The organism is Lactobacillus fornicalis (genome assembly GCF_055362665.1).
The window spans coordinates 41,973-60,773 of record NZ_JBLTIM010000036.1; the positions used below are offsets into that span (position 1 = coordinate 41,973).

Sequence of the window (18,801 nt, forward strand, 5' to 3'; positions counted from 1 at the left end):
TCTTAATTTTACCATAAGCATTTATTGGAGGAATTCTTTTGCAAACAAGTTATTTAGCCCATGGTAAAGTAATTTTGATTGGTGAGCATTCAGTAGTTTATGGTTATAATGCTTTAAGTATGCCTATTCAAAGTTTAAATATTAAAACTACTGTCAGTGAAAATAATGATAACTATCACTATATGGATACTGATCGTTATCATGGAGATTTTTTCAAGGCACCAGCTGAATATGCCGGACTTAAATATATTTTGCAATATTTTTTAAATCTTAAACCATCCAGCCCTTATTTAAAGATCAGTTATCGAGGCTTAATTCCAATTGAGCGTGGTTTAGGTTCTAGTGCTACTGTATCGCTTGGAACAACTAAGGCTTTAAATGAGTTTTTCAAGCTTAAGTTAAGTGATAAAGAAATTATGGCAATTACTAATCATGCCGAAACTATTAATCACGGAAAGGCATCAGGACTTGATAGTGCTACTGTTAACTCTGACTATTTAGTATTTTTCAATAAAAAAACCGGCGTTCAAATATTGAAGCAAAAATTAAATGCGACTTTGCTAATTATGGATACTGGAGATTTAGGTAATACTAAAGAGGCTGTAGAACTAGTAAAAAATGAAGTCACTAGCTCAAAAAAGCAAGCTAATAATTTAGAAAATTTAGGCAACTTAACTGACCAAGTTAAGCAAGCCTGGATAAGTCAAGATGCTAAACAAGTTGGCCAAGCATTTACAAAAGCTCAAAAATATCTAGCAGAACTCAAAGTTTCAACTCCTAAAATTGACCACTTGTGTCAACTAGCTATTGATACTGGAGCTTACGGTGCCAAACTATCTGGTGGAGGTTTAGGAGGAATAGTTATTGCTCTTTGCCCTAATCAAGAACTGGCTCAAACAATTGCCAATAAATGTCACAAGTTAATAAGTAATTACTGGATTGAGGAAATTTAATGAAGAATACCGCACGCGCACATACAAATATTGCTTTAATTAAATATTGGGGTAAAAAAGATGCTGATTTACGTTTACCATTAATGTCGAGCATCTCAATGACTTTAGATGCCTTTTATACAGATACTAGTCTATTGATTGACACAGAAGATAAAAAATTCATTTTAAATGGCCAAGAAGTAACTGGCCCTGCAGCTAATCGTGTTTTTGATTATGTTGAGCGTCTGCAAAAACTCTTCAATGTTGCTGGTAATTTTCATGTTATCAGTGACAATCACGTACCTACTGCCGCTGGACTAGCCTCTTCGAGTTCTGCTTTTGCTGCCTTAGCGGCTAGTTTTGTAAAAGCTTATAATTTATCAATCTCTCCAAAGGGGCTTTCAATTTTAGCACGTTTAGGCTCAGGAAGTGCAACCAGATCAATATATGGTGGATTTGTCAAATGGAATAAAGGGACTAACAGCGCAAATTCATTTGCTGAAGTAATTGATGAAAAACCACAAATGGATTTAAAATTGCTTGCTGTTGAAATCAGCGAAGCTGAAAAAAAGCTTTCATCAACTAAAGGCATGAAACTAGCCCAAACTTCCCCATTCTTTAAACCATGGATAGCACGCAATGATGAAGAAATTGCTCAAATGGAAGCTGCAATTAAAAGCAATGATTTTACCAAATTGGGCCAACTTGCTGAACTTAGTGCTAGTGAAATGCACGCCATAAACTTAGCCGCTCAACCTGGTTTTACATATTTTGCAAACGAAACTTTAGAAATTATTAAACTAATTCAAGAACTTCGTAACAAGGGGCTTGAATGCTACTACACAATTGATGCTGGGCCTAATGTTAAAATCCTTTGTCAGAAAAATTCTTGCTCTAATATAAAAAAATATGTTAAAAATATCTTACCTAATGTTAAAATAGTCGAAGCTGGTTTTGGACCAGGAATCACATATTTAGATTAAATTCAAAAATTAATTTATAAAGATTCGAGGAAGATAATTTGATTACAGAAAAAGCACCTGGCAAGCTTTATATTGCTGGTGAATATGCTGTTTTAGAACAAAATTGTCCAGCGATTATCGTCGCCCTTAATCAATTTGTACGTGTATCTATTTCAGCTGCAGTTGGGAATACTGGAATAATTCATTCTAAGCAATATTCACAAGATTCAATTCATTGGCGCCGTCAAGGTAATAAAATGGTAATTGATAATCGTGATAACCCCTTTGAATATATCTTGGCTGCAATTCGCTTTACTGAACAATACTTACTTGAAAATGGAATTTCACTTAAAGTATATGATTTGCATGTTAATTCAGATTTAGATAGCAAAGATGGTCGTAAATATGGGTTAGGATCTTCAGCTGCTGTTACTGTAGCAACTGTTAAAGCAATTTTGGCCTTTTATGGAATTGAACGTAAGCACGACTTAGTTTATAAGTTAGCCGCAATTAGTCACTACTCCGTTCAAGGAAATGGCTCAGCTGGCGATATTGCCGCAAGCGTTTATGGTGGATGGTTAGCTTATCAAACATTTGACAAAAAATGGCTTAAACGTGGACTAACAACTAAAAAACTCAGCGAAGTTCTAAGTGAGGCATGGCCTGGTTTACAAGTTCAATTATTAACTCCACCTGCTGGAATGGAATTAGTCATTGGTTGGAGCCAAAAACCAGCATCAACTTCTCGTCTAGTTGATGAAACGAATGCTCAAAAAGAGAATTTTCAAAGAGAATATGAAGCATTTTTAGCAAATTCACGTCAATGTGTTCTAAAAATGATTGCTGGTTTTAAAGAACAAAATATCAATCTTATCCAGGAACAAATTCGTGTGAACAGAAAATTGCTAGCTCATTTTGCAAAATTAAATCATATTGCAATTGAAATTCCGCGTTTAACAGAATTAATTGAAATTGCTGAGAAATTAGGCTTTGCTGCCAAAACTTCTGGTGCTGGAAACGGTGATTGTGGAATTGTTATTACCAATCATAGTGGGAAAATTTCCGATCTAAAAGCAGCTTGGCGAAAAGTTGGTATTTTGCCACTTGATTTTCGAGTTCATGTTTTAAAGCAAACTAAGGAAAAATAATGTCAAATCACTCAAAAAGAAAAGAAGAACATTTAGCTTTAGCTAAAAAATATTTCACCATAAAAGACAATGATTTTGATCGTATTGAATTGGTACGCCCTGCCCTTCCAGAAAGCCGGGTTTCATCAGCCGCAATTGCTTGTGAGATTTTAGGTAAAAAGGTCAAGGCGCCTTTTTATATCAACGCAATGACAGGCGGATCTGAAAAATCAAAAGAAATTAATCGAGCAATTGGTAAGGCAAGTAGAATTGGACAAATCCCCTTTGCTACTGGGTCAAGCAGCATCTTGGCAAAAGAGAAAGATCAACTTGCTAGTTTCTATGTTGCAAGAGAAGAAAATCCTGATGGGCTATTTTTTGCCAATGTTAATCCAAATACGCCCGCTAATACAGCTAAAAATATTGTACAAGAATTACAAGCTGACGCTCTTCAAATTCATATAAATACTGTTCAAGAATTAGCAATGCCTGAGGGAGATCGGGACTTTGTTTGGATTGATAAATTAAAAGCAATCAGAGATGTCGTCGATGTCCCTGTAATTATTAAAGAGGTTGGCTTTGGATTTGATAAAGCAAGCATTGAATTACTACAAAAGAATAATTTTAACCTTATAGATCTTGGTGGCGCTGGTGGAACTAACTTTGCTCAAATTGAAAATGCTCGCTCAAGTCATCCGCTCCCCTATTTAGATGAGCTAGGCCTGTCAACTGTTAAATCAGCACTTATCGCAGAAGAATGTGGCATTGACTTCTTTGCCTCGGGAGGTATAAGGAATGCTTTAGATATTTTGAAATGTCTTGTTTTGGGTGCCAAATCTGTTGGTATTGCCAACTTATTCTTGCAGGCCTATGAAAATAGTGGCGAAGACGGATTGGTTGAAACGGTATTACGTTTCGAAGATGAACTAGCTGGTCTATTTGCTCTCTTTGGAATTAATAATGTAAACGAAGCTAAAAAGATAAAATATGCTTTAACTAAGGGGTTATGGAAAGAATTGATTCAAATCATTGTTGATGATTAAATAGCGGCTGGAATATAAAAGAAAAGAGGTAAAAAATGATTACTTTATATTTTATGTCAGTTGATTTATTAGAAGATAATTCAACTGAATGGGTATATAAAATTACTACAGATTATCAAGAAGGACATTAACAAAAGTAATTTTGATGCAAAACTTACTTCTTTTGAAAAAACTAGCAAGGCTGTTAATGTTAAAAAAGAAACATTGGAATACGAAATTTACTATAGAATTGTTAAATTGATGAAAACTAAGCCGGGGATAAAAAAATACTATTGGCTGCATTCAACTAAGAAAATGGAACCGTTAGTATGATATTGCCCTAAGAACAAAATGTTTTATAAAAAAGAAAAAATGTTGATATATCAAGGTTTTATATAACCAAGATTATCAACATTTTTTGTATTACTGTATTTTTCTCTAGGAAGTTATATGTTTATTCTTACTACTTTACATAATTTAAAGTATGTCTTAAATTCTCAACCCTTTAGGATAAAAATTTTTAACTACTTGCCCTGTTACTTTACCAAAACTGAAAATTTTATCTTGATAACTAATTAATACAAAGCCTTTTAACTTCGCCTCTGTCCGTACTGTTTCTCCATGCAAATATTTCTCAAATTCAGCTTGATTCTGTAACTCAACAACTTTTTCTTGTCGCACTTGTCCTAAATATTGTGCCAATTGCTGACTAGGTTCAAAACGACCTTTTTTCAAAACTCCTAGTTCCAACCCATTGTTTAATACTTTTATTTGAGAAACATCCTCAACAGCTGGAATATATACATGATCCTTACTTTTAACTGCTTTACTAAAGTCAAAATTATTCGGTAAATTAAAATCGGCCAGTAATTCTTGTACTAATTCTTTTTCCGCCTTTGTAAAGACTTCTAATCTCTTATTAGCTTTTTTTCCTCTTTTTTTACTTTTCTGCTTAGAGTTAGTAACTGCTTCTTCATTATTAATCTCAGGCAAGATAAACTTGGCCAAAAATTGCCCTTCACCTATCTCATCTTCTGGCCAAAATCTTCTTGCATACTCAATTCCATCAAGATTTTCTCCCCAAGCAGGGACTCCTTGGCTAGCCACACTAACTTTAGTTTCAACCAATTTGAAGCCTAATTCATTAACCAAATAAGCACAAATTTCTTCATCTTCTTCTGGTGCATATGTACAAGTTGAATATAAAAGACTACCACCTGGTTTTAACATTTTAACTGCTTCATTTAAAATTTCCTTTTGCCGATTGCTACATTCAAGAACATATTCTTGACTCCAATAAGTTACTGCATCATGATTTTTTCTGAACATCCCTTCACCACTACATGGTGCATCAACTAAAATCGCATCAAAAAAGCGGGGGAATTTTTGGGCTAGATGACTGGTATCTTCATTAGTAACTAAGCAATTGTCAGCTCCCCAACGTTCGATATTTTCTCGTAAGTTCTTTGCTCGACTAGTTGAAATTTCATTGGCAACTAATAAGCCTTTATTTTTTAAAGCGGATAATAAAGCAGTTGATTTTCCACCTGGAGCTGCACAAAGATCTAAAACCTTCTGACCAGGCTTAACACCAAGTGCTTCAGCTGGATACATTGCCGAAGGATCTTGAGAATACACATAACCACTAACCCACTCAATATCTCGACCACTTATTTCCCCATAATAAGCATCTGCTACCCCATCAACAGGTTTAGATAAATCATAACTTACTTCTTGGTAATCAGCCTTTAATGGGTTCAAACGAAAGGCCTTCTTAGGTTCTGCTTCAAGTGCAGTAAAAAAGCTATCAGCTTTTTTAGCCAATAGTTTTTGATATTTATCTTTAAATTCTTTAGGTAAAACTAATTTATCCAATTTTTCCTTTCTGTTCAAGAAAAATACAACCAACATATATATCACAACATTTAATGTCATCATTAATACAAATAAAATTATCAAATAACTCAAACTAGTAAAATATAATCGCCAAGTTAAAAAGAAATATGCTGCCAAGCCCATAAGAATATTAATAAAAACAAATCTTCCCAACTTACTTGCAATAAAATACTTTTTCAATGGTCGTTCAATTTTATCCATTTGACTATGAATGTGATTAATAATCGCACAAGCACCCGCAACTAATCCTGCAAATAGCACTATGATTCCTAATAAAATCGAAAAAGCCATTGCTCGAATGAAGTGAGTCCTACGGTGAGTAGAAACTAATTCTGAAAAAGTTACTTGTCCATTCAGATATTTACTTACGCCCTGAACCACTCTGTTAGATGGAGTATCAATAATAATATCAAAATTATTAAGACGTGCTTTGGAATTGCCTTGATTAATTCCAGTGGTCAAATAATATTTGGTTTGAATATTATCACTAACTTCTTTTAAAGTCCCTACTACAGAAATATAACGGTTATTTAAGACAATATATTTATTATCCTGTGTATTCAAAAGTTGAATATTAGAAGTTGGCGATACAATACCAAAGCTTACTACCCCTTCGAATTCTTCTGGATTAAAATAACGTCCCTTAGCAACTGGTAATAATTCATTTTGATAGTTTGACCAAATTAATACTTGATCTTGATCATATTTATTATTCAGTTCTAAAGTTATCTTTTCATTAGGATACTTTTTAGTAAGGTATTTCAAAAGTGTCCTAATCTCAACTTTGCTATTAGTTTTTAAGTTTCTAGAATAGCTTGATAGCCCACTAGCAGTTAAAACTTGATCTGCACTTATACTTTGAATATTTGAAACTAACACTCCTGCTACTAAAAAACAAGCAAATAAAAAAATCCCTAAAAATATCTTCTTAATCTTCATCTATCTCAAAAAATCTTTCCTCAATAAAGTCAAAGCTTGAAAAACTAGCATTAACTGAAGCTAATTCTGGCTTTTTAATAAATGATACTGTTTGCCAAAATTCTTCTGAATTCGTTACCCCAAATTCTTCACCGACAAACAACAACTTGGGTCTATGCTCTAGCTTTTTCCATACTTTTATTAAATCAATATCAGCATGACCAAAATTAGGCGCCCAAGAGCAAATAATTAAATCACAATTTTGATATTTGATTATCGCTGAACTTGCGTCTAAGTTCTCGACTGGATAAAACAAATCTCCACCTGTTTTGGAAGTTTTAGACCATACCAAATTATCACTAGCATAGACTTTTACTCCTGCCATACTTAAAGCTTTAGACCACGCTGCATTGCCAGCCATAACTTCAACTGCACTAGTTATATTATACTTTTCTTTGATTATTCGTGCTGTCTGGACATTGGGCAAAGACCACAATCCATAATGTAAAGATAAATATTGCCGAAAGCTATTAAGTAAATTATTAGCTACTTGTATTTTTTTAGCTGCACTTTTTTGCGCGGTAATAGGACCTAAATTCATAATTTGGCAGTTAGGCACTTCTTTTTTATCTAATACTGAACAAACACGTTTAACTTCACAAACTTCTTGATGAAGCCTTGGAATATTCAATTCATTATCTATTTTAATTAATTTTGTTAAAAAATCAGTCATATTTCCTTATCCTTAATAGGATTTTACCATTCAATCAGGTTAAAATCAGTTATAATTGAAAATAGATTAATAAAGGAGACGTTTTAATGGGAAAAAATATATCGAATAAAGCGGCTGAAAACGAAAGCTTAGGTAAATGGCTACTTCAAGTTTTTGTTATGGCTGCAATTTTGTTGGGGATTTATTACTTAATCTTTAGTTTTGTATTATCAAATGAAACTGTATCAGGTCCATCAATGCAACCAACATTTGAAAATGGTGACCGAATTATTGCTTTGCGTCATACCAGTTTAAAACGTGGTGATATTGTCATTTTAAATGCTCCCGATGAACCAGGAGCATTATATATTAAGCGTATTGTGGGAATGCCTGGTGACAGTATTACTTACAAAAATGATCAACTATACTTAAATGGGAAGAAATATTCCGAACCATACTTAACTGAAGGTAAAAAGCTTTACTCAGGTGGGCAACTTTATACAGAAAACTTTAGTTTAAAGAGTAAATTTGGTGTTAATAAAGTTCCAAGTGGTGAATACTTCGTAATGGGTGATCACCGTAATGTTTCGAAAGACTCCCGATACTTCGGCTTTGTAAAACGAAGCGCAATTGTCGGCAAGGTGATTTTCCGGTATTGGCCATTAACCAAGTGGTCTACCTTTTAATAAGGCCTTATTTCAACTACAATAGATGTAGAGATAAATAGTGGATTTATTTTAAAGGAGCCAAGCTAATATGAACCAAGAAGAACTTTCAGATGTAATTATAACTTACCAAGTAAAACATCACGTTAATGATACTGAGTTAGCCTTTGCTAGCCATCTTTCAGTAGAAAAAATTCATGCTATGAAAACTGGTGATGGATCATTTACAGGTGAAGAAATTAATCAAATCTTGGAATATATTCAGAGTCAAGATTAATCAAATTAAAAGAGTAGCACTTAAATAAAAAAGTGCTACTCTTTTTTGTTTAATGCATCCCAAAGATTAATGGTAATGCAGCAATAGTATTATTAAGCATATGAGTTACAAATGAATATCTTAAATCTTTGGTATTTAAATATGTTGTCGCTAAAATTGCCCCCATTACCCAATAAGTAATGATATGAATTGAGAAATTTGGATCATGCAACCAAGCAAAGAATAGACCATTGATTACAATCCCTAACCAGTAATTCAACTTATTTTCTTTAGTAAAAGCAATATTGAAAAATTGACCACGTAAGATTATTTCTTCAAACATTGGTGCTAAGAAAATAATAAAGACAATAAAATGCCAATCCGTTCCCTTTGCTAATTGATCAATTGCTTTTTGATTAGCAGAATTGGATGAAGAGGATAAAAACATATTTATTAAAACTTGGGCAGCAATCATTACCACAAAAGCTAAACCACTATATCCTAATTTTGACCACTTAAAATGTGGCTTCTCATTGAAATGCCATTCATTCTCTTGCTCTAACTGTTTTTTATAGATATGATACACGAGCATCACTAACGCAATGGTTGCCACATAGAGTACAAAATGATATTTTCCAATCATTTCTTTGTTACTATTTAATGATTTGGGAATGACATATGAACTCATTAACAATTCATATAATAAAAATGAAACTATAAAAAGACCTATTTTTTTCAAATATGAAATAATCTTCACTAAATTTCCTCCTTTTCATGTGAATGTTTTTAGTATAATACATTTTTTTAGACTATACTTTTATTCTGCCTTACTTTCACCAATTCGATTGAATAATGGTTGAACAATTAACCACAGAATTACAGATGTAATTATCATAAAAATTGTTCCTGCTTCTTCTGTTGTACCAACATTAAAAAACATAAAGTTAAAACCGTTAATAGCAATTATTAACCCAATTATAACAAGAATTATTTCAATAATATTTTCAAAAATTTTGTTTCCAGAAAAAGGTAATAGAGAAATAATTCCATATTTACAGATTTCAACTAATGCAGTGAATAAAAGCCATGCTAAACAAAAGAATGTCAAAAATACTAAATCATTGAGAAATTCAAATTTTGCATCAAAAAGTAATCTTAAACCATTTAAGACCTGGTTACTTGCCCATAAATAAGATACAACATAAGAAATAAAAGTTAACAATAATTGCCCAATAAATAGATAGGCACAAGCTAGCAATGTACTCAACCACTGTGCAGTAAATATTTTGGTACTTGATAAAGGAACCAATTGCCAAGTTTGCTTTCTTAAATCTTTAGCAAAGTAATATATACACCATACAAAAAAGAGTAAATCAAATTTATAAAGTGTTGATGAAAAACTCATAACTAGTGGTAGACCTTTATCTTCAGGAACAAGTGAAAAATCTACGAAGCTCCAAGCTCTACCTGTAATTAAAAATACAGCTAAAATTAAGCTTATTAAAAAATACCCCAATAAGGTGATTTTGGCTTGATTTTTTTTAGTCTGAAAAAGAGAATCCGTTAAAGCTAACACCTTAGCTCCCTCCTTTATACAGCCTTGGCTTCAAAGAATTTTTGATAAATCCAAGTATCAACAATAGACCCTATTAATACAAAAATTCCAGTTTCTGCAACACTGAGCCACAATACCAATAAATTGACTTGTCGATCAATAATGCCCTTTTCGAAAACATTTGAAAAAGTATTAATAAAGTATGTAAGAATTGCGTAAAGCACTATTGCGAAAATAAAACGTAATAAGCCAACTAATTTCTTACTCTTAAAGCCCGGCAACAAATTAACAATTGTTTTTGAAGAAAAGCTCAAGAAATTAATCATCAAAGAAAAACTAATTAATCCTAAAGCTATTAATAAAGCTATGCCCAATCCATATAGAGCAATTTCACCAATAGGTAGCTGTCCTAGGGTTTTACCTACCGAAATATCTTTTAATTCTGGCTTACTTGCCGCAAATGCTACTGATATTAAAATTGCGCAAGTTCCTAAATCAAGTAATGCCATATAAAAAAGTGTTACATAAGTTGTCAAAATATTAGCTAAAAAGAATTTTTTAGAACTAATTGGCAAAAGTTGCCATGTTTGTGACTCATACATTTTTATTTCATCAATAAATAAAATGCACCAACTAATTAACAACGCAAAGAAACTTGTAGTTAAAGCAATAACTTCATAGCTAACAAAAATTGATTGAAATTCTTTTGCATTTACCAAATACAAATATGTTCCAATTGCCATAATCGCTGCTAATTGAATCAGGTAAATCATTAAAATCTTTTTAGCTTTTTTTGCTTGAAGTAGCTTAAATACTGTACTAAAACTCGTCATTTTATCCTCCATTTCTAATTAGCCTTGGCTTCAAAGAATCTCTTTAAAAGATATAAGTTGACTGCTGTAATGACTAAAATAAACAATAAAGAAATTCCATTACTTGTCCATAAAGCACTTAATCCAGAACTTGATAAAGCTGCCAAAGGATTATCCTTTATTTTTAAAAGTGATTCAAAGGCAAAACTAGAAACATTACCAATAATCAAATAACCAATTATTCCAATAATTATTCGAACTAAATTTACTAAGTTCTTACTCTTAAATCCTGGTAATAAATTGACAATCACTTGCGATACCATTACTAAAAAGATAATTATTACCATGAAACTAATTGCTGATAGTACAAATAAACATCCTAATGAAATCATGTAGACTGCCATTTGCCCTAATACAGAAGTTGATGTAGGGTTATTAAGAGCTTTCGATATTTCAGAAAAATTTATTGGATAAGAAACTGCAAATGCTCCCAAAATTAGCCCAAAATTTATAACTTGAAATACTAAAAATAATGCTATTGCTAAATAAGTAGTTAATTGATTTGTTAAATATAACTTAATTGACGAAACTGGCATTAGTTGCCAAGTTTGACTTTTATAGCTTTTTATTTCTTTATTGAGCAAATAAAAGTATAAAAACAAACCAGCTAAAACAAGTGTGATAGCTTCAGCTAAAAACGCACTTTCATAAGGTAGCCTAACACTATTAGAAAATTGAAAGTATAGTCCAATTGCAATCATTCCAACTAATTGCACTAAATATATCCAACTTGCAATTTTTAACTTAGGTAGCTGCATTACCTTAAATAACTTACTAAAAGAGGTCATTTATTCTTCCCCCTCATAAAAGGCTTGGTAGAAGGATTCAATACTGGTATTCTCACTTCTAATTTGATCAGCACTTTGATGAGTTAAAATTCTGTTATCTTTCAAAATAATAACTTCATCAAGCAAAGTTGCAATTTCATTAACAAAATGGTCAGAAATCAAAATAGTAGCATTGTCATCTTTCCACAAAATAATAGAATTAATAATCTTCTTTCTTGCCATTGGGTCAATTCCTGAAAATGGTTCATCTAAAAGATACAAATCTGCTTTTCTAGCAAATGTTAAAGCAATTACCAACTTTTCACGCATCCCCCGTGAAAGTTGACCTAAACGCATATCAGGTGATAACTTCATGAATTCACGTAATTTAGTAAATTCTTCTAAATCAAAATCAGAATAAATAGTTTCATAAAACTTAATTACATGTTTAATTTTGGTTGAATCTGAAAAACCAGTTAGTTTATCTGTAAATGCTAATTTAGCTTTTTTCTCTGCTTCACCACTTTTTCCTGCCACTTTAATACTACCGGACCAATTCTTGGCAACGCCAGCAATGCAACGCATTAAAGTAGTCTTACCTGCACCATTTTCTCCTAACAAGGCAACAATTTTTCCTTGGGCGAGATCTAAATTAATATTATCCAGAATTACTTTTTGATTTTTCTTGTAAGTTAAATTTTGAATTTCTAATGCTTTGTTCATTACTTTTCTCCTAAACTCTCTAAATATTCTGATAGTGTTGGAACAAGTTCGTCATTCTTGATGCCTAAACGATGCATGTTTTCGACAAAATCATCTAATTCTCGCGTTAATAACTCTTTTTTGGTCTTTTCTAAAAGAGCAGTATCTTCAGTAACAAAATTACCTTCTCCACGTTTGGTAAATAAAATCCCCTGATTATTCATCTCTTGCAATGCTCTTTGAACTGTATTGACGTTAACCGTTAAATCAACAGCTAGCTGTCTAACAGATGGAATTCTTTGACCAGCTGGTAATTCTCCTTGCACTATGAGCCGATATAAATATTGCTCAATTTGAATATAAATAGGCACATTGTCTTTAAATTCCATATTCTCACCTCATTTATTGTGTTAGTCGTGTAATACACTATTATGTTATCTTAACTTATACTTTTTTGCAAGTAGATAGTTTTTATGTTTCACAATTTTTCATTTATTGATATTTTCCAAAAAAATAAGCCAACAAATACCTATATATCAGTATTTATCAGCTATATTTTTTATTAATTAGTATTAGTGCATAACTTTTTCTTAATTTTTTATTATCAAAGAAGCTTTATATATCAATAATAAAAAATTATTCATTAAAGCAAAGTAAAAATATTTATATTAATTTTGTTTCACTACTTGCTTCTTTCTGCGTGTAATTCTGCCATTTTAACCATTACATCGACAGCTTTCCACATAGATTCAAGCACAGTATATTCAAAGCGACCATGCATGTTTTCTTCACCAGCAAATAAGTTTGGACAAGGAAGCCCCATGTAAGTTAATTGAGAACCATCAGTACCACCACGTACTGGATCTTCATTGATTGTCAAGCCTTCAGCCTTGTAAGCATCACGAGCCAAATCTACAACTTCCATGTGCTTCTTAAGTTCATCAGCCATGTTGTAGTATTGGTCCCACATCTTGAGCTTAAGACGTTCTTCGCCAAATTCATCGTTCATTTTCTTTACAATTGATTTAACCAAGTTCTTACGAGCTTCAAGGCCATCACGTTCAAAGTCACGAATAATGTAGTCAAGGTGAGCATTATCAACGGTACCTTGGAAGTTCATCAAGTGGTAGAATCCTTCTCTACCTTCAGTTTGTTCTGGGACTTCATTTTGTGGCAATGAGTTTTGGAAGTTAATACCAACTTGAATAGCATTAATCATTTGGCCTTTAGCAACAGCTGGGTGAACATTAACTCCTTGAATGTCGAGTCCAAATTGTGCAGCTGAAAAAGTACCCCAGTCAAGTTTACCAGGTGCTTCACCATCAACAGTGTAAGCAAAATCAGCTCCAAAATCTTCAACATCAAAGTGTCCAGCACCAGTACCGATTTCTTCATCTGGAGTAAAGCCTAAGCGAATACGACCGTGCTTAATTTCAGGATGAGCAAGCAGATATTCAGCAAATGTTACTAATTCACTAACACCACACTTGTCATCCCCACCAAGTAAGGTATCACCTGAGGCAGAAATAATAGTTTGACCTTTATATTTCTTCATATTAGGGAAAACTGCTGGATCTAAGTAAAATTCACTATCACCTAATTGAATCTTACTTTCTCCATCATAGTTTTCTGTGATTTGAGGTTTAATGTTTTCACTATTAAAATCAGCTGTATCACAGTGTGCTAAAAAGCCCATAACTGGCATATCGTAGTCAACATTTGATGGAATTTCAGCAATTAAAACACCAGCTTTTTCATTATAATGAATGTCTGATAGGCCTAGTTCTTCCAAATCTTTCTTGATAACCATTTGGAAATCAACTTCACGTTGAGTTGATGGGAAACGGTCAGCGTGTTCATCAGAACGAGAATTGATTTTTACATATTTCAAAAAACGTGGTAGTAAATTTGGATATTCCATAATTATTTCTTCTTTCTTACATTAAATCTTGGAATGGATCAGTTGATTCTTGGGAGATTACAATCTCAACTGGCCAATTTTCACTAGCCTTGAAATCATCAAGCACTTCAGCACATTTTGTCTTGAAAAGACTTTCGGTGTAGTGACCAGGGTCAACTACTGTTAAACCACTAGAAATCATATCATGACCAACGTGGTAGTAGACGTCCCCAGTGATATATGCATCTAAGTTATCTTTCAGAGCATCACGCCAGAACTTGCCACCATCACCACATACAAAACCAACTGTTGATATTATTTTATCATTATTAGCTGTGATTAGGCGAACAAAGTCAACATTCATTTGCTTTTTGGTGTAATAAGCAAAATCAATTGCTTTCATCGGTTTGGGTAGTTTCCCCTTTCGGCCAACTGCAATCCCATCATCATCAATTGCAAAAGGCTCAATATTAGTTAAACCTAATTCCTCTGCTTGCCAATCACTTGAACCATTTTCGGCCTTATCTGAATTAGTATGGATAGAATAAACGGTAATTCCGTGAGCAATAATTTTTCCATACATTGCATTTTGTGGATCACTGAAGTCTAAATTTCTAGCAGGTCTAAACATTACTGGGTGGTGAGAAATAATTAAATCGACACCTTTTTTTATTGCTTCGTCAACCACATTTGGGCGCACATCAAGTGTAGTCATAATTTTAGTAACTTCTGCATCAACTGAGCCAATTTGAAGTCCAACAGGATCTCCGCTGCTCGCAATATTTTCAGGAAAACGTTCATTTAATTTAGCAATTATATCTTTAACTTTAGTCATTTTCTAGCTCTCCTTCAATAAACTTAATTCTTTGTTCAACTTCAGAAATGCGGGCCATATCTTTATTTTTAGCCTTATTTAAATTGAGTAACAATTGCTTTTGATAAGCTAGTTGATTAGTCCATTTTTTTGTAAAAACAGCAGTTTTTTCCTTTAACAAAAATGGACCAAAGAGAAGTTCCTTATCAGTTAGTGAATGTTTGCTAGTAGTTAATGTAGCTTTAATCAATTCATAGATATGCCCAGCTGTATCAATTATCTCTTCTTGAATAATCTGGTAATTATTTTCCATTAACCATTTTCTAACACGTGGTTCACCAATATTTGGTTCCAAGATTAAAGTAGGATATAAGTTTCCATTTACTTTAGCTGTTTCAAGCAAATCAGACATTAACTTTCCACCCATTCCAGCGATAACAACTGTCTGGATATTGTCTTCTGGTCTTAACGTTTCTAAACCACTACCAAGTCTTGTTTCTATATTTTTACTTAAACCTGCTGCAAGAATGTCAGTTTTGGCATTATCTAGTGGCCCTTCAGCAACATCTGAAGCAATTGCAAAGTCAATTTTCCCTGATTTAACCAAATCAATTGGTAAGTATGCATGATCCGTTCCTATATCAGCTAAACGTGTATTTTCGTCTACCATTGCCGCCAAATGGGCAAGTCTTGTTTCAAGCATGCTATCCCTCCTATTAATTGATTGTATCAAAAAAGCTCTTGCTAATGGGGAAATAATATTAAGTAAAAAAAACAGATAGCAAATGCTATCTGTTATTTCTTTATTAATCTAAGAAATCCTTTAATTGGTTTGATCTACTTGGGTGACGTAATTTACGTAAAGCCTTTGCTTCAATCTGACGAATACGTTCACGAGTAACTCCAAACACCTTACCAACTTCTTCCAAGGTTCTAGTCCGGCCATCATCTAAACCGAAACGTAAGCGAAGAACGTTTTCTTCACGATCAGTTAATGTATCAAGTACTTCTTCAAGTTGTTCCTTAAGCATTTCATATGAAGCATGTTGTTCAGGACTAGTTGCATCCTTATCTTCAATAAAGTCACCTAAGTGTGAATCGTCTTCTTCACCAATTGGTGTTTCAAGAGAAACTGGTTCTTGGGCAATCTTTAAGATATCACGTACCTTATCTGTTCCCATGTCCATTTCTGCACCAATTTCTTCAGGCGTTGGTTCACGTCCTAAATCTTGTAAAAGTTGACGTTGAATTCTGATTAACTTGTTAATTGTTTCAACCATGTGAACTGGAATTCTAATTGTTCTAGCCTGGTCTGCAATTGCACGTGTAATTGCTTGACGAATCCACCAAGTAGCATAAGTTGAAAACTTGAAACCAAGCTTATAGTTAAACTTGTCAACAGCCTTCATTAACCCCATATTACCTTCTTGGATTAAGTCTAGGAATTGCATTCCACGACCAACATAACGTTTAGCAATTGAAACAACTAATCTCAAGTTAGCTTCTGCAAGTTCTTGCTTTGCTTCTTCATCACCATCTTGAATTCTCTTAGCAAGAGCAATTTCTTCATCAGCATTCAAAAGAGGAACCCGACCAATTTCCTTTAAGTACATTCTAACTGGGTCATTCATTCGCACACTTGCAGGTGCAGATAAATCTTTAAGTTCTTCTTTTTCAACATCTTTCTGCTTCTTTAAGGCTAAGTTTGATGGTTCACCGTTTGCATCAACGATACTGATTCCATTATCTTCGAATTCTTGAACCAGTTGGTCAACAGCCTTGCCCTCAAGCTTGTATGGCTTGATTAACTTTTCAGTAAAGTCGGTTTCAGTAATCTCTTTACTCTTTTTGACTTCTTTGACAAGTTCTTTAACTTTTTTGTCTAAAGTCATATCTGCCATTAATAAGCCTCCCTAATTGTTATTGCGTTTTGCATTAATAATCATTTCTAAAGTTTTAAGCACTTGATCTTCATCTTGTCTACGTTGAGCATCCTGCAATTGCATTTGCAAATTGCTAATTTTCCGTTGAGTGTCAAGCTTTTTGAGTGATGCCAACAATCCATCGACTTCTTCTTTAGAAAAGTCTTCAGGCATTGTCATCATTTCCATGTTATCTATTATACCCTTTAAATCATCAGGAATAAAATCATAGAAACTGTTAATTGTAGCATTATCATGTGTTTCTTCAAAATCAAGCCAAGATTCAGCCAATTTGGCATAGCTTTCATCTGGAAAGAGAAAATGTAAGTCCAGCAAATAATTTCTAACCTTTTCAGAGTGAACAAATAAATAAAACAGTCTAACAAGAGCTGGATTAGCATTATGCAGTGTTGCTACTTGAGTCTTACTTTGTTCTTCAGGTTCAAAATCATATTGTTTTTTTCTTCTTTCAGCTACTCGAAGTTTGCGTCCTTCTCTCAGCAAACTCACTTTCAATGAGTCTTCTGAAACACCTACCTTTTTGGCAAGCTTAGTAACATAAAGATCCCGTTCAACAGGATTATTGAGCGGTGCAATCAATTTAACTGCTTCATCTAAATAAGCTAATTTTTCACGATCATTTGAAAAATTATACTTTAATTCCAACCGTTTTAAGAAAAAGTCAGTTGGCGTAATCGCACCTTTAACTTCATCTTGGTAGCGCTCAGGGCCATATTTTTTTACATATTCGTCTGGATCAAGCCCTTCTGGCAAGGAAACTACGCCAACTTGAAAGCCACCAACTGTTTCAAACATATGACTTGCTCTCTCAATTGCGTGCTGTCCAGGCTCATCACCATCATAGTTAATAATGATATTGCGACTAATACGTTTAAGTAAATATACCTGATCATCAGTCAAGCTAGTTCCCATCGAAGCAATCCCTGTCTTAATCCCAGCCTTATAGGCTGCAATTACATCCATATATCCTTCATATAAAACAAGGTGCTTTTCAGTTCGCGCTGCCTTTTTAGCTTCTTTTAAGTGAAATAGGACCTTAGATTTATTAAAAATTTCAGTTTCCGGACTATTTAAGTATTTCGCTAATTCTTTATTATTAGAAATTCTTCGTCCAGAAAAACCGACTATATACCCTACTTCATCTGCTAAAGGAAACATCAATCGATCACGAAAACGATCAAATAATTGTCCATTTTCATTTTGAGAAAAGAGCCCGCTTTTAGCAAGCACTGTATCATCGTATCCTTTACCACGTAAAAAAGTTAATAATAGATGATCACTATTTGGTGCATATCCGATTTGGAAGTGTTCAAGTAAATCTTCAGATAATTCACGCTCTTTAGCATAATTTAGAGCTCGCTCACCTGCTTTACTAGTTAGTAATACTTGATGAAAAAAATCACAGGCATCTTGATGAACTTTTTTCAAAGGACTTAATGGCTTCATCTCAGATTGATAGCCACTTGGCATTGCTAAATTGGCCATTTTTGCTACTTCAGCCACTGCTTCTGGAAAGCTTAAGCCTTCCTTATACTGCATAAAACTAAAGACATTACCACCCTTACCACATCCAAAGCACTTAAAAAACTGCTTATCTTCACTAACAGTAAATGATGGGGTCTTTTCTTGATGAAAAGGACAAAGGCCTACGTAGTCTTTGCCCCTTTTTTCAAGTGATACATACTGACTTATTACGTCAACAATATTGATACTATTTCGTACCTCATTGATAAAATCTTCTGGGATGCGTCCTGCCAA

Annotated in this window: 19 protein-coding genes; 6 read left to right on the forward strand and 13 right to left on the reverse strand. The window is 33.4% G+C overall.

Annotated elements, in window-relative coordinates:
• The first annotated feature begins 38 nt into the window (after positions 1-38).
• Genes mvk through fni form a run of 4 tightly spaced genes read left to right on the forward strand, consistent with a single transcriptional unit; the run spans position 39 to position 4,064 of the window.
• Positions 39-953 (forward strand): mevalonate kinase, encoded by a 915-nt coding sequence (gene mvk, locus ACNDLV_RS06785; RefSeq protein WP_006587328.1) that lies wholly within the window; start codon positions 39-41, stop codon positions 951-953.
• Entirely contained in the window at positions 953-1,915 is a 963-nt protein-coding gene (mvaD, locus tag ACNDLV_RS06790; RefSeq protein ID WP_006586771.1) for a diphosphomevalonate decarboxylase, read from the forward strand. Before mvk ends, mvaD begins: the two co-directional genes overlap by 1 nt.
• Positions 1,916-1,953: 38 nt before the next feature.
• Entirely contained in the window at positions 1,954-3,042 is a 1,089-nt protein-coding gene (locus tag ACNDLV_RS06795; protein WP_006587329.1) for a phosphomevalonate kinase, read from the forward strand.
• Entirely contained in the window at positions 3,042-4,064 is a 1,023-nt protein-coding gene (gene fni / locus ACNDLV_RS06800) for a type 2 isopentenyl-diphosphate Delta-isomerase (RefSeq protein ID WP_006586773.1), read from the forward strand. The genes ACNDLV_RS06795 and fni overlap by 1 nt, the downstream gene beginning before the upstream one ends.
• A 468-nt stretch (positions 4,065-4,532) precedes the next feature.
• Here the strand turns inward: fni and ACNDLV_RS06805 are convergent, their stop codons facing one another.
• Positions 4,533-5,918, reverse strand: coding sequence for an RsmB/NOP family class I SAM-dependent RNA methyltransferase (locus tag ACNDLV_RS06805; RefSeq protein ID WP_006587330.1), 1,386 nt, complete (start codon positions 5,916-5,918; stop codon positions 4,533-4,535).
• 949 nt (positions 5,919-6,867) lie between these two features.
• Complete coding sequence (locus tag ACNDLV_RS06810; RefSeq protein ID WP_006586775.1) at positions 6,868-7,590, reverse strand: hypothetical protein; 723 nt, start codon at positions 7,588-7,590, stop codon at positions 6,868-6,870.
• Positions 7,591-7,676: 86 nt separating this feature from the next.
• Between ACNDLV_RS06810 and lepB the strand changes: the two genes are divergently transcribed.
• Complete coding sequence (gene lepB, locus ACNDLV_RS06815) at positions 7,677-8,255, forward strand: signal peptidase I (RefSeq protein WP_006586776.1); 579 nt, start codon at positions 7,677-7,679, stop codon at positions 8,253-8,255.
• 70 nt (positions 8,256-8,325) lie between these two features.
• A complete protein-coding gene (locus ACNDLV_RS06820; RefSeq protein WP_006586777.1) occupies positions 8,326-8,511 on the forward strand; it encodes an LBP_cg2779 family protein in 186 nt (61 codons plus the stop codon).
• Between the two features lie 49 nt (positions 8,512-8,560).
• Here ACNDLV_RS06820 and ACNDLV_RS06825 read toward each other — a convergent pair whose 3' ends face one another.
• The 11 genes from ACNDLV_RS06825 to dnaG form a co-directional block, all read right to left on the reverse strand.
• Entirely contained in the window at positions 8,561-9,247 is a 687-nt protein-coding gene (locus ACNDLV_RS06825) for a CPBP family intramembrane glutamic endopeptidase (RefSeq protein WP_006586778.1), read from the reverse strand.
• Between the two features lie 60 nt (positions 9,248-9,307).
• Positions 9,308-10,066 carry a hypothetical protein gene (locus ACNDLV_RS06830; RefSeq protein ID WP_006586779.1) on the reverse strand — a complete coding sequence of 253 codons (759 nt, stop codon included), beginning with the start codon at positions 10,064-10,066 and terminating at the stop codon, positions 9,308-9,310.
• Positions 10,067-10,080: 14 nt separating this feature from the next.
• The gene (locus ACNDLV_RS06835; protein ID WP_022091166.1) at positions 10,081-10,878 is read right to left on the reverse strand and encodes a hypothetical protein; all 798 of its coding nucleotides are present in this window, start codon (positions 10,876-10,878) and stop codon (positions 10,081-10,083) included.
• A 14-nt stretch (positions 10,879-10,892) separates the two neighbouring features.
• The gene (locus ACNDLV_RS06840) at positions 10,893-11,705 is read right to left on the reverse strand and encodes a hypothetical protein (protein WP_006586781.1); all 813 of its coding nucleotides are present in this window, start codon (positions 11,703-11,705) and stop codon (positions 10,893-10,895) included.
• On the reverse strand, positions 11,706-12,407 hold the full coding sequence (locus ACNDLV_RS06845; protein WP_006586782.1) for an ABC transporter ATP-binding protein: 702 nt from the start codon (positions 12,405-12,407) through the stop codon (positions 11,706-11,708). It lies immediately after the preceding gene.
• Entirely contained in the window at positions 12,407-12,775 is a 369-nt protein-coding gene (locus ACNDLV_RS06850) for a GntR family transcriptional regulator (protein ID WP_006586783.1), read from the reverse strand. Before ACNDLV_RS06850 ends, ACNDLV_RS06845 begins: the two co-directional genes overlap by 1 nt.
• Positions 12,776-13,068: 293 nt before the next feature.
• The gene (pepT, locus tag ACNDLV_RS06855; protein WP_006586784.1) at positions 13,069-14,307 is read right to left on the reverse strand and encodes a peptidase T; all 1,239 of its coding nucleotides are present in this window, start codon (positions 14,305-14,307) and stop codon (positions 13,069-13,071) included.
• A gap of 16 nt (positions 14,308-14,323) precedes the next feature.
• On the reverse strand, positions 14,324-15,121 hold the full coding sequence (locus ACNDLV_RS06860) for a Nif3-like dinuclear metal center hexameric protein (RefSeq protein WP_006586785.1): 798 nt from the start codon (positions 15,119-15,121) through the stop codon (positions 14,324-14,326).
• Positions 15,114-15,803, reverse strand: coding sequence for a tRNA (adenine(22)-N(1))-methyltransferase (locus ACNDLV_RS06865; RefSeq protein ID WP_006586786.1), 690 nt, complete (start codon positions 15,801-15,803; stop codon positions 15,114-15,116). Before ACNDLV_RS06865 ends, ACNDLV_RS06860 begins: the two co-directional genes overlap by 8 nt.
• A gap of 103 nt (positions 15,804-15,906) precedes the next feature.
• Positions 15,907-17,001 carry an RNA polymerase sigma factor RpoD gene (gene rpoD / locus ACNDLV_RS06870; RefSeq protein WP_006586787.1) on the reverse strand — a complete coding sequence of 365 codons (1,095 nt, stop codon included), beginning with the start codon at positions 16,999-17,001 and terminating at the stop codon, positions 15,907-15,909.
• 12 nt (positions 17,002-17,013) lie between these two features.
• Entirely contained in the window at positions 17,014-18,801 is a 1,788-nt protein-coding gene (dnaG, locus tag ACNDLV_RS06875) for a DNA primase (protein WP_022091167.1), read from the reverse strand.